The 13,252-nt window shown below is 48.8% G+C and carries 9 protein-coding genes; 2 read left to right on the top strand and 7 right to left on the bottom strand.

The genetic code is table 11. The features are described 5' to 3' along the window. Positions 1–39 precede the first annotated feature (39 nt). Positions 40–987, top strand: coding sequence for an alpha/beta fold hydrolase (locus tag ACO0K3_RS14305; protein WP_422985685.1), 948 nt, complete (start codon positions 40–42; stop codon positions 985–987). 65 nt (positions 988–1,052) lie between these two features. Here the strand turns inward: ACO0K3_RS14305 and ACO0K3_RS14300 are convergent, their stop codons facing one another. The 3 genes from ACO0K3_RS14300 to ACO0K3_RS14290 form a co-directional block, all read right to left on the bottom strand. Beyond that, positions 1,053–1,916: a tetratricopeptide repeat protein gene (locus ACO0K3_RS14300; protein WP_422985683.1), complete on the bottom strand. Its 864-nt coding sequence runs from the start codon at positions 1,914–1,916 to the stop codon at positions 1,053–1,055. Between the two features lie 223 nt (positions 1,917–2,139). Then, entirely contained in the window at positions 2,140–2,904 is a 765-nt protein-coding gene (locus ACO0K3_RS14295) for a DUF2189 domain-containing protein (protein WP_422985681.1), read from the bottom strand. 290 nt (positions 2,905–3,194) lie between these two features. Continuing rightward, entirely contained in the window at positions 3,195–4,211 is a 1,017-nt protein-coding gene (locus ACO0K3_RS14290) for a GGDEF domain-containing protein (protein ID WP_422985679.1), read from the bottom strand. Positions 4,212–4,613: 402 nt separating this feature from the next. On the opposite strand from ACO0K3_RS14290, the gene ACO0K3_RS14285 reads away from it, so the two are divergent. Beyond that, positions 4,614–5,405: a substrate-binding periplasmic protein gene (locus tag ACO0K3_RS14285; RefSeq protein WP_422985677.1), complete on the top strand. Its 792-nt coding sequence runs from the start codon at positions 4,614–4,616 to the stop codon at positions 5,403–5,405. 74 nt (positions 5,406–5,479) lie between these two features. Here the strand turns inward: ACO0K3_RS14285 and ACO0K3_RS14280 are convergent, their stop codons facing one another. The 4 genes from ACO0K3_RS14280 to aceE all read right to left on the bottom strand — a co-directional run bounded on the left by ACO0K3_RS14280 (position 5,480) and on the right by aceE (position 13,127). After that, positions 5,480–6,586 carry an HD domain-containing phosphohydrolase gene (locus ACO0K3_RS14280; protein ID WP_422985675.1) on the bottom strand — a complete coding sequence of 369 codons (1,107 nt, stop codon included), beginning with the start codon at positions 6,584–6,586 and terminating at the stop codon, positions 5,480–5,482. A gap of 256 nt (positions 6,587–6,842) precedes the next feature. Then, positions 6,843–8,954, bottom strand: a complete 2,112-nt coding sequence (lpdA, locus tag ACO0K3_RS14275; RefSeq protein WP_422985673.1) for a dihydrolipoyl dehydrogenase — start codon at positions 8,952–8,954, stop codon at positions 6,843–6,845. A gap of 14 nt (positions 8,955–8,968) precedes the next feature. After that, positions 8,969–10,306, bottom strand: coding sequence for a dihydrolipoyllysine-residue acetyltransferase (gene aceF / locus ACO0K3_RS14270; RefSeq protein WP_422985671.1), 1,338 nt, complete (start codon positions 10,304–10,306; stop codon positions 8,969–8,971). A gap of 124 nt (positions 10,307–10,430) precedes the next feature. Further along, positions 10,431–13,127, bottom strand: coding sequence for a pyruvate dehydrogenase (acetyl-transferring), homodimeric type (gene aceE / locus ACO0K3_RS14265; protein WP_422985669.1), 2,697 nt, complete (start codon positions 13,125–13,127; stop codon positions 10,431–10,433). Between the last annotated feature and the right edge of the window lie 125 nt (positions 13,128–13,252).

Here is a 13,252-nt window from a genome sequence, read left to right as displayed (position 1 = left end):
TCGATTCTTGGTACACATATATAAACTCAGGAGGCAGCAATGCTAAAACGAAGCATGCAATTCATTGGCATTCTGCTTCTTGCGCTTATTTTCTTTATGATCGTGCTTGTTGCCACAACATGGGCGCCTGATCAGCCTCTTGCGAACTTAAAGCAAAAATGGGCTCCGGCACCCTCGGCTTTCATCAATCTCCATGGATTGAATGTACATATCCGGGATCAGGGTATCGCCTCCGACCCAGTGCCAATAATTTTAATCCATGGAACCTCATCCAGCCTTCATACCTGGGAAGGCTGGACAGATGTACTGAAGACGCAGCATCGGGTTATCAGCATGGACTTACCTGGCTTTGGCTTAACCGGCCCCAATGTGCAAGACGATTACAGCAATCAGGTGTATGTACGTTTCATCATCGAACTGATGGATCAATTAGGAATACAACGCTGTATCCTAGGTGGTAACTCACTCGGTGGTGAAATCGCATGGCAAGTTGCTGCCAGCAGGCCAGACCGGGTAGAAAAATTAATCCTGGTTGATGCTGCCGGTTATGCATTTATTCCAGAATCTATTCCGCTAGGATTCAGAATTGCCCGCACTCCGGTGTTGAATAAATTAGTGGAATTAACCTTACCGCGAGATATGATGGAAAAGAGCGTGCGTAATGTCTACGGCAATCCGGAGAAAGTAACAGCAGAACTGGTTGATCGATATATAGCAACTACGCTACGTGCAGGCAACCGGCATGCATTGGTCAGGCGTTTTTCGCAGTTAGATGCCGGGGCCGGATCTGATAAGATCAAATCCTTGCACTTGCCCACATTGATCATCTGGGGTGCAAAAGACAAACTGATACCGGTTAAATATGCACAAGAATTTCATCGGGATATACCAGGTAGTCAGTTACAAATTTTTGACCAGTTGGGACATGTTCCGCAAGAAGAAGATCCTGCGGCAACGATCAAAGTAGTGCAGGATTTCTTGCGCTAAACATAAATACGTCAGTATAAAATCAGATATACGCAGAACCGTCATCTGATCTCATATCCTAACACTTAGATATCAGGCATATCTTCTGCAATCAAACTGATATTTGATTGATCATCAGCTTGTGTCTCGGAGCTTAGTGTCCATGTTTCTGAAATGCGCTGGGTGTCGTCAATCAAATCCTGAGTCGCCCCCTCGCTCACCAGGTCGCGACTATCCATAGATTTTTTGCCTGCGTCAAAACTCGCCATCATCATCAGCTTATATCCCTCAATCACATCCTGGGATACTCCTTCACCATTGAGATACTTAAGTCCCAGATTAAACTGTGCGCTGGACAAGCCTTGTCCAGCTGCTTTTGTATACCAAAATACCGCTTTCTTATCGTCATGAGGCACGCCATTGCCGTTTGCATACATCGTGCCCAAACGGTACTGGGCATGCGGGTTACCCTGATATGCTGCTTTTTTATAAGAGATCAGTGCTTGTTTCAAATCCTGCCGGACACCCTCGCCCATAGAATATAAAACGCCCAGATTCAGATATGCAACGGAGTAACCCTGTGCTGCCGCTTTTTGATACCAGTACGCAGCTTTTTGGGAGTCCTGAGGCAAGCCCAGAGCATTGCTATACATCAAACCCAAGTTCGTTTGTGCACCTGCATGCCCGTTATCCGCAGCCTTCTGGAACCAATGCATGGCTTGCTGATAATCTTGCTGCACGCTGTCACCATGAAAATACATCACGCCAAGCTTGGTCTGAGCATGTGTATCGCCCTTGTTTGCCAACCGTGTCAAGGTGATCAGATCTGGAGTTACCGAAGAATTTTCGCTATCGGAGGTATGTAAGCGACCAATCATGCCGTCACCCAAGGCCGTAGTAAAGGTCGCTAAACCGACAAGAAATAACAATCCCTTTTTGACACGCCTCATTGTCGTCTCCCTCACTGAACTAGGACAAACCTGCGCATCTTGTCTGTCTAAAATCCAAGACAGCGAAAACATGCAGGAATAGTACTTAACAGACCTATTGAAAGAATAGGCAGTGTCAAGCAAGCCTGTACAGTAGCAAAAGGATGTTTCATAACTATTTGGAAACGTAACGAATTGTAGGTAATTTGTGAGTTTTTCTGTTGACGTGGGTATTTACCAGAACTCATCTCACAAGCGGGGATGTGTTCTGGCTATCCACAGAGAACTCAGCCAGATCACCATGTTTGCCAACAACTTCTCTATACGCATGCCAGGTTGCATGACCGATGACAGGCATCGCAACCAAAAATCCCAGGTTCCAGCTCATAAAACTCAGCACAACCAGACCGACAATTAAAAAAGACCAGAAGATTGTCGCAGGAACGTTCACAAACAATGCCACTGTACTGATAATCATAGAGGTAATGGCGTCAGTATCGCGATCCAGCATCAAAGGAATAGACACCCAAGTAATAGCAAATACGATACTGGCGAAAATAAAACCTATACAGGCGTAGACGGCAATAAATTCAAGGTTATTCAGGGAAAATAATTGTGACAAAAAACCGTGCATGGTTGGCATCCCTTTGTTGTAAAACAAAGCAAAAATCACCAGAGAGGCACGAGCCCAGACCATCATAATGACGGCCAATACCAGAGCAAGCACACCGATGTTGCTCCATCGCCCTCGCATCGAAAAAACGCTTCCCAACAAACCGGATCTGGTACTTTCCAGACGTCTGCTGATATCGTATAAACCTAGTGACATTAAGGGACCCGCCAACAAAAATCCACAAGTCAATGCAGATAAATACTCTGGCGCCTTATTCAGCACAACTTTGAGCAAAGCCCCCATTAAGGTAAAACAAATCCCATAAAAAATACTGGCCCCACCTGATGCTCGAAAATCTCTCCAGCCTAGCATTAGCCATGACAGAGGTCTCAACATACGGATCCGCCTTATTGGAGGAAAAGGGGATTCAGCATCAATGACGGACTTAATATCTGGTGGCGCGCTATCGCCTGGCCTGCCTTGCATCTGCCGACTCATATTGTCTGCTCAATATTTGAGATCATATAATTTTAAGCTTAGTCGTTTTTGGGAATGAATCTCAACGGGAGAAAATGAGGGTAAATAATAGCAGTTGCAGCACGATGCACTACTCACAAAATTTTGTTAAGCAAGATGCATTGTTCATGTAGATGTTTTCCAGGAAGACCTCTTGAAATCTAGCAGGACTATTCGCTCGCTACACTGACCGTATTACGGCCTGCTTGCTTCGCTTCGTACAACATCGCGTCGGCACGTTGAAACCATATAGATGCAGTCTCGGCAGGCGTGATTTTTGCAACCCCGATTGATACGGTGACAGTCAGATCTTTATACAAAGAAGATGACGCAATTTTGATTCGCAACTCTTCGGCAAGAGCACTGGCTGTCGACAAATCGGTGCCGACGGCAATGATGACGAACTCCTCGCCGCCATAGCGAAAAATCCCATCAGTAGTACGTAATCTGGTGCGAACTACGTCGCACAATTTTGTCAGCACCTGATCACCTGCTGCATGTCCAAACTGATCATTAATCTTCTTAAAATGATCGAGATCCAGCAATAGTAAACAAGATTCAGGGCTGACCGACTCTGTGTCCGAAAACGCTTCCAAAGCACGATCCAAAGCGCGGCGATTACCAACACCGGTCAGAAAATCCCTCTCGGCTTGCTGATTTAATTCATTATGCTGAATGCTGGTACGGTATGAAAAAATATAAGAAAAAAGATTAATCAACACTAGCGTTACCGCAATCGACGACAAATCGAAGAGCGTCATTTGTCTGCTCAAAATCAACAACAAGATAGAGAGGGAAAAAGTATTGATCAGCAAAGCATGGTTTGCCTTCAACATAAAAAACGCAGCAATCATAGTTGGGTATACCCAGTAAACAATCGCTGCACCTTTGAGGTAAATCGCTGCCAGCATGCCCGCAGAATAGAATACAGTGACGATCAGGCTGGCGCTCTGTACGCGACCGGTTCGCCAGACAAAGACGAAAATCGCAACCATACCGGCAACGATCGCAAGATCAACCGTCGCCAACATCCAGTTAGCCTGGAATAGGCGAATAATCCCAAACGGCAAGATGCTGGGAATACTCAGAGCACAAAGCATCAGGAGGATAATTTCTTCTTTTGACCGGTTCCGTTTTGTGACGGAAAAATCAAAATGTGAGGAGTCACTCGCGCGAGTTCTTTGCATCGTTCCAGCCTATTAAAAGGTCAGTCAGGTAACTCCGCAGATTTGCTGACCAAGCTTATGTTCCTATGGTCGGGAGGAGTTTTGTTACTTTGATTATGGATGAAATTACGGGCTAATGCATCAATGCAATGATGCCATACAGGCAGCAAGTCGCTAATTTCACAACGCCGTAACAATAACTTACATTGCCGCATGTCAATACCATCTGTGAATAAACCTTATAATGGTGTAAATCAGTGCCATATCAGGATTATTTTTTTGATCTCGTCGTTTACAGAGTGAAGTTAATTTACCAACATAATTAAAAATATCCCGTCATTGATCAATCTATGACGAACCATCTTGTTACACTGACCCACTACCATTCAGGCAAACAGGCACACCCTGAGGAAGCACGTCTTTATGTTTGTAGTTAAAAAGATCTATCGCTTCTATCTTCTGCTATCGCTCACACTGCTGGCGAGTGTATCGGGTGCTCCGAGCGCTGCAACGCTGCCTTTGCTGGTAGCGGAAACCAGAGATGAACGCGGTGAAATGGCACCGATCCGGCCTGAAAATCAAAAACTTATCGACTACTTTGAGAAAGCACTTGAACTTCAGTTTGAGATACGTCGCTATCCGCTTCCACGTCTGGTGGAAAGTGTAAAAACGGGGGAAGGCATTGGTTTTGGACTGTCCAAAAATAAAGACCGCCTCAGCTCGATGCGTTTTTCCGATGCTGTCTTTACAGATTTTGTATGGGTTGTTGCAAGAAGCGACGCTACTATCCAATTTAATTCCCTGCAAGACTTGCAAGGAAAATCTGTTGGTATCGTCAGAGGAATCCGCTATGGAGATGAGATTGATAACAAGCGAGGCAGTTTTTTTAAAGTAGAAGAAGATCAACCGCAAACCAGTTCACGACTCAAAAAATTACTCTCAGGTCGCATGGATGTTTTGCTTTTTAATTCGCGTACTGCCAATGCGAAAGAATTAGAAACTGAATTAAATCAATATATCAAAGATAAAAAAATCCGCAGTCCAGGACAAATCAATTACACCGTCAAAGTATTAAACAAACCTTTTTTGGCTGATGATATTCACTTCGTATCCAGCTTACAAAATAATCTCGATGTAATTGAACGGATTAATTACGCGATCCTCAAAGGACGCAAGTCGGGTGAACTTCCGGCGCTGTTTAAACCGGCACGTTGAGCCAGCAAAGAACTACAACTGCGGCCTGTTTCTTCTGTCACTATATCGCTCCATCGCTCTGTCGCTCTGTCGCTTTATTGTTTCATCATCATTTTTCTTACCACATCGTTAAATGCCGTCACCATTACGGGATCAAACTGAATATGGATATTGGCATTGATCTCAGAAATCGCACTCAATAAACTTTTCTTGTAGCTGCGGTCAGAACGCTCCGTCGTCACAGAACAAAACGTATCGATGATCGCCAGCATACGCCCGCCAGGATGTATTTGTTCGCCAGCCAGACCATTAGGATAGCCTGATCCGTCAAATTTTTCATGATGATCAAGCACCATGCGGGCTGCGTCATTCCAGCCACCAAAACGCAGCAATAACTGACTGCCTGTCACGACATGCTCCTGAATGAAACGCAGCTCCTCTTTCGACAACACACCTTCTTTATTAAAAATATTGTGGGGGATAAAACTCATTCCAACATCATGCATCAGCGAAGCGGCTTTTAATTGCTCCGTATCTAACGGGAAACCGAGTGCCTCATTCAGTGACTCCATCAATTGCACAACCTGATCGCTACGATTCTTGCGATAAATACTCAGATTATCGATTTGCAATGAGAGTTTTTGCATCAACTCCATATCTGCGGGAAGTTCCAGATGGATTTTGGGAGATTTCGCCGCACTGCCTTTATCCGCAAGCTTGCCACCAAGAGCGGTAATCGCATCCTTGAATTGTTGCGGGTCTAATTGATCGCCGCTATTTTTTTGCAAGGCATCGCAAATATCGTAGAGTTTTTGCCGCCTCTTGTCATTGGCCTGACCCGTATTAATCAACTCCGTCAGCAGATCTTCAACTTCATCTGTTGCAATTAATAAAAACTCACCCAGCTCAGAAAAATACGATTCAGGGCGAGAACGAACGCGGGCGAAAATTTCTTCAATACGATGCAATAAACCTGTAAAGGGTGCAAGGCCAACCATCTGACAATTCCCCTTGAGCGAATGCAAGGAGCGGAACAGGCGATGAATATAATCTGCGCCGCCTTCATGATTCAGCGCCTTAACGCAAGTCTCTGCCTCTTCACAGCACTCTCGGGTACAGTCGACAAAGTCGTCGATAATGGTTCTTTCCATTGCCAAAAACTCTGGACAGCTAAATGTTGCAACATGTGCCGGTGCATTCATTTTCAAGCCCCTTCAAGTTGTTTTATTTAATTATTACCCTGAATCAATATTTTTAAAAATTATAACGGCTACTGAGAGTATCAAGTAAAACTTTAGAGATCGCTTACCTGCCATGTAATTTATATACTTTGTATGTTCTAGCAATTTTAGTAACTTTAATAACGCTAACAACAGATAACCCCGACACCGAAACAAAAAAACCTGAAGCAGATACCCGCTTCAGGTTTTTTTATACGGTTCGATTACTTCAGATAACCTATTTTTTTCGCATCGGTGGCAAATCAGTACATACGCCTTTATACACTTCCGCCGCCATGCCTATCGACTCACCCAGGGTAGGATGTGGATGGATGGTCTTGCCGATATCGACCGCATCAGCACCCATCTCGATAGCCAGGGCGATCTCACCTATCATGTCACCGGCATGCGTGCCGACGATGCCGCCACCGACGATGCGTTTGGTTTCTGCATCGAACAGCAACTTGGTGAAACCTTCATCACGACCATTCGCCACTGCACGACCAGACGCCGCCCAAGGGAAATGACCTTTTTCAAGCTTGACGCCTTTGGCCTTGGCTTCATCTTCTGTCATACCTACCCATGCGACTTCAGGGTCTGTATAAGCAACGGATGGAATCACGCTAGCATCAAAGTAAGCTTTTTCACCTGATGCTGCTTCTGCTGCCACATGGGCTTCATGCACGGCCTTGTGTGCCAGCATGGGTTGGCCAACCAGGTCACCAATCGCAAAGATATGCGGCACATTGGTGCGCATTTGTTTATCGACATTGATGAAGCCACGGTCAGTCACTGCCACGCCTGCCTTGTCGGCAGCAATTTTCTTGCCGTTGGGGCTACGGCCTACTGCAACCAGTACCAGATCATAGACTTGGGGTGCTGGTGCAGTTGCGCCAGCTTCGGCGGCTTCGAATGTGACCTTGATGCCTTCTGGCAGAGCTTCAACGGCAACCGTTTTGGTTTTCAACATGATGTTGTCAAAACGTTTTTCATTGAATTTTTGCCAGACCTTGACCATGTCACGGTCTGCGCCCTGCATCAGGCCGTCCAGCATTTCTACAACATCAATGCGTGAACCCAGGGTGGAATACACGGTCGCCATTTCCAGGCCGATGATGCCGCCGCCGATGACCAGCATGCGTTTTGGTATCTGACGCAATTCCAGCGCGCCTGTACTATCAACAATGCGTGGGTCTGCCGGTACGAAAGGCAGGTTCACGACAGAAGAACCAGCGGCAATAATCGCCTGCTTGAACTGTACGGTTTTCTTGCTGCCATCCGCCGCTGTGACTTCGATATGGTTAGGGCTGAGGAATTGGCCCACACCCTGCACCACATTGACCTTGCGGGCTTTTGCCATGCCACTGAGGCCAGTCGTCATTTTCTTGATGACGCTTTCCTTGTAGCCGCGCAGTTTATCGATGTCGATTTCTGGTTTAGCAAATGTCACTCCATGCGCAGCCATCGATGCGGTTTCATCAATCACGGCTGCCACGTGCAACAACGCCTTGGATGGGATACAGCCTACATTCAGGCAGACGCCACCGAGCGTAGAATAACGCTCGACCAGCACCGTATTCATGCCCAGATCAGCAGAACGGAAGGCGGCGGAGTAACCGCCAGGACCAGCGCCCAATACCATCATGTCGCATTCAACATCGACCCTGCCGGTGTAGCCGGAAGCGACCGGTGCAACCACGGCGGACGCTGCTGGTGCAGTAGTCGCAGCAACTGGAGCAGCGGCAGCAGGAGCAGAAGCTGCCTGGCCTGCGGCTTCGACCAGCAACAGCAAGCTGCCTTCAGCAACCTTGTCACCGACCTTGACCTTGATTTCTTTTACCGTACCGGCATGGCTAGATGGTATTTCCATACTGGCCTTGTCAGATTCGACGGTAATCAACGACTGATCGACCTTGATGCTGTCGCCAACCTTGACCATGACTTCGATGACTTCAACTTCCTTGAAGTCACCAATATCAGGTACCTTGACTTCGACGATGCCGACAGGCCCGGCAGGTGCTGCTGCGACAGGCGCGGCGGCGGGTGCTGATGTTGGCGCAGGAGCGGCCGCAACTGCCGGAGCAGCCGCAGGCGCTGCACTTGCCGCAGCACCTTCGGCTTCTATCACCAGCAACAAACTGCCTTCGGCAATCTTGTCGCCGAGTTTGACTTTCAATTCCTTGATGACACCGGCATGGCTGGACGGGATTTCCATACTGGCCTTGTCGGACTCTACTGTCACCAGTGATTGATCGACCTTGATGGTATCGCCCACCTTGACCAGCAATTCTATGACTTCAACTTCCTTGAAATCACCGATATCGGGTACTTTGACTTCGATAGTGCTCATAGTCTGGTCTCCGTTCACAGCAAGGTTTTACGCAGATCAGCCAGTACATCGGCCAGATAAGCAGTGAACTTGGCAGCCATGGCACCATCAATGACGCGGTGGTCATATGACAGCGACAAAGGCAACATCAGGCGTGGCTGGAATTGTTTGCCATCCCAGACTGGTTTGATGCTGGATTTGGACAAGCCCAGGATCGCCACTTCAGGTGCATTGATGATAGGCGTGAACGCCGTGCCACCGATACCACCGAGTGAAGAGATCGTGAAGGTTGCGCCCTGCATGTCAGCAGGTTTCAGTTTGCCATCGCGTGCCTGGGCAGACAATTCACCCATTTCGACAGCGATTTGCGACAGGGTTTTCTGGTCTGCGTTTTTAACAACAGGCACGACTAGGCCATTCGGCGTATCGGCTGCAAAGCCGACGTTGTAGTACTGCTTGAGGATCAGGTTTTCACCGGTAGCATCAAGCGAAGAATTAAATGCCGGGAATTTTTTGAGCGCTGCAACGCTGGCCTTGATGACGAAAGCCAGCATGGTCAACTTGACGCCGGATTTAACCAGGGCTTCGTTCGAAGACTTACGGAATTCTTCGAGGTCGCTGATATCAGCTTCATCAAATTGCGTGACATGCGGGATCATTACCCAGTTGCGGTGCAGGTTAGGACCGCTGAGTTTTTTGATGCGTGACAAAGGTGAAGTCGTGGTCGTACCAAACTTGCTGAAATCCAGCGATGGCCATGGCAATACATCGAGGCCAACGCCACTGCCATTTTTTGCCGGAGCAGAAACAGCAGCAACGGCAGTGCTACCTGCCATGATGCCCTTGACGAAGTTTTGTACATCTTCTTGCGTGATGCGGCCTTTTTGACCAGAACCGGCAACACGGCTCAGATCGACACCCAGTTCACGCGCAAACTTGCGTATGGATGGTGATGCGTGTGCTTTGCCTGCGCTGGCCGTTGCTACCGGTGCTGTCGTAGCAGCTACAGGAGCGACAGCAGGTGCCGGAGCCGCTGGTGCAGGCGTTGCCGCTACTGGCGCGGGAGCTACTGCCGAAGCAGCCGCTGGCGCTGTTGGTGCCGCCGCTGGCGCCGCTGCACTTGCCGCAGCATCCACCACGACCAGCAAAGAACCTTCAGCAACCTTGTCGCCGACCTTGACTTTAATTTCTGTGACCACACCAGCATGGCTGGATGGAATTTCCATACTGGCTTTATCTGATTCTACGGTGATCAGTGACTGATCGACCTTGATGGTGTCACCGACTTTGACCATCAGCTCAATGACTTCAACTTCCTTAAAATCACCAATATCCGGTACTTTGACTTCTACGCTACTCATAGTTTTCTCCATTGTCGCCCTGCTCTGTCACATGGCGGTTGGGGTGAAGCCAGGTTTTTACGCTGTCTTCACGCTCATCCTGCCCCTCTCTAAAAATGAAAGTGGCAGGAAATGTTAGTGGGTGTCAGACGTAAAATTACACAGTGACCGGATTTGGTTTATCTGCATTGATACCGTATTTGGCAATCGCCTGCGCCACCACGGATGCAGACAAGGCACCTTCATCAGCCAGTGTCTTCAATGCGGCGATGACCACGAAGTAACGGTTGACTTCAAAGAACTCACGCAATTTGGCGCGGGAATCAGAGCGGCCAAAACCATCGGTACCCAAGACCTTGTAGCTACGGTTTTTCGGTATGAAGGCACGTACCTGTTCAGCAAAGGTGCGCATATAGTCGGTTGCGACGACGATAGGGCCAGCCGTGTCTTTCAGGCACTGGGCGATGTAAGGCACGCGTGGTTCTGCAGTCGGGTGCAGCATGTTCCAGCGTTCTGCATCCTGGCCATCACGGGCCAGCAAAGTGAACGATGGTGCAGACCAGACATCGGCAGCAATACCCCAATCATTTTGCAGCAGTTCAGCACCGGCAATCACTTCACGCAAGATAGTGCCTGAGCCCATCAATTGCACGCGGTGCTTGGTGGTTTGTTCGGATTTTTGCAACTGGTACAGCCCCTTGATGATGCCTTCTTCCTGACCGGCTTTCAAACCTGGGTGGCTATAGTTTTCATTCATCAGGGTAATGTAGTAGAACACATCTTCCTGATCAGTCACCATGCGGCGCAGGCCATCGTGCATGATGACTGCCACTTCATGGGCGAAGGTCGGGTCGTAAGGAATACAGTTAGGGATGGTGGAAGCCAGTACATGGCTGTGACCATCTTCATGCTGCAAGCCTTCGCCATTCAACGTCGTACGACCGGCTGTACCACCGAGCAAGAAGCCGCGTGCACGCATGTCGCCGGCAGCCCAGGCCAGATCACCAATACGTTGCAGACCGAACATCGAGTAATAGGTATAGAACGGAATCATCACGCGGTTATTGGTCGAGTACGAAGTCGCCGCAGCGATCCATGAGCTCATACCACCGGCTTCATTGATACCTTCTTGCAAAATCTGACCAGCCTTGTCTTCACGGTAGTACATGACCTGGTCTTTATCGACAGGCTCATACAATTGACCTACCTGGCTGAAAATACCGATCTGGCGGAACAGACCTTCCATACCAAAAGTACGGGATTCATCGACCATGATAGGCACGACGCGCGGGCCTATGCTGGCATCGCGCAGCAAAGCAGTCAGGATACGCACATAAGCGGCTGTCGTGGAGATTTCACGGCCTTCAGCGGTTGGTTCTAGCATGGCCTGGAAGGCTGTCAGTTCTGGCACCACCAGAGCTTCGTCGGCTTTTTGACGGCGTTGCGGCAGGTAGCCACCAAGCTCTTTACGACGCGCATGCAGGTATTGCATTTCTGGCGTGTCGTCAGCAGGTTTGAAGAATGGGATTGCTGGCAATTCGGAATCAGCAATCGGTAACTGGAAGCGGTCACGCATGGCCTTGATGGCTTCGTCATCGAGCTTCTTGGTATTGTGCGCAGTATTGCGTGCTTCGCCGGATTTGCCAAAGCCAAAGCCCTTAATACTCTTGGCCAGGATAACGGTAGGCTGGCCCTTGTTTTCCTGGGCGACTTTAAATGCTGCATAAATCTTGTGTGGGTCATGGCCACCACGGGTCAGACGCCAGATGTCGTCATCCGACATTTTGCTGACCATTTCCAGCAATTTTGGATGTTTGCCAAAGAAGTTGGCACGTACATAGGCACCATCCTTGGCTTTGTAGTTTTGGTATTCGCCATCAACGGTTTCCATCATCACTTTTTGCAGGATACCGTCTTTGTCTTTCGCCAGCAACTCATCCCAGCCGCTACCCCAGATGACTTTGACGACGTTCCAGCCAGCACCACGGAAATCAGATTCCAGCTCCTGAATGATCTTGCCATTGCCACGCACCGGGCCGTCCAGGCGTTGCAGGTTACAGTTGACGACAATCACCAGATTGTCCAGCTGCTCGCGGCCTGCCATGCCGATAGCGCCCATGGATTCTGGCTCATCCATCTCACCATCGCCGCAGAATGCCCAGACCTTACGTTTTTCAGTGTCAGCAATACCGCGTGCGTGCAGATACTTCAGGAAGCGCGCCTGGTAAATCGCCATCAAAGGGCCCAGACCCATGGACACCGTAGGGAATTGCCAGAAGTCAGGCATCAATTTTGGATGCGGATAAGAAGACAGACCCTTACCATCGACTTCGCGACGGAAATGCAGCAATTGCTCTTCAGTCAGACGACCTTCGAGGAAGGCGCGTGCATAGATACCTGGGGAAGAATGGCCCTGGATGTACAACAGGTCACCACCGTGATCTTCAGTCGGCGCATGCCAGAAATGGTTGAAGCCTATGCCCAGCATATTTGCCAGCGACGCAAAGCTGGACAGGTGACCGCCAAGGTCGCCATCGACGCGGTTAGCCTTGACCACCATGGCCATGGCATTCCAACGCATCATGGAGCGCAGTTTTTCTTCAATTTCGAGATTACCCGGGCAATGTTCACCCATATCTGCCGGGATCGTATTCACATAGGCGGTGTTGCTAGAAAACGGAATATGAGCACCGCGACGACGCGCCAGATCGACCATGCGCTCCATCAGATAATGGGCACGCTCCGGCCCTTCGTTTTCGATCACCGATTCAAGGGCATCCAGCCACTCGTTAGTTTCCATCACATCGGGATCATTGACGGCTTGCGCCAGAACTTGGTCTATCTGGGGTGACATAACACGGTCTCCTGTTAATGCGCTTTCGAAGCGAAGCGCGGTGGCGAATCGACAAATTAGTGCTTGTATCTACATCATATTAATTGTGTGCGAAGGCATTCTAACAGGACTTTTTAATTTTTCAA

Source organism: Undibacterium sp. Rencai35W, assembly GCF_049340185.1.
GTDB lineage: Bacteria > Pseudomonadota > Gammaproteobacteria > Burkholderiales > Burkholderiaceae_D > Undibacterium.
The sequence above is the reverse complement of the archived record's forward strand: the minus strand, read 5'-3'. Positions and strand labels throughout refer to the sequence as shown.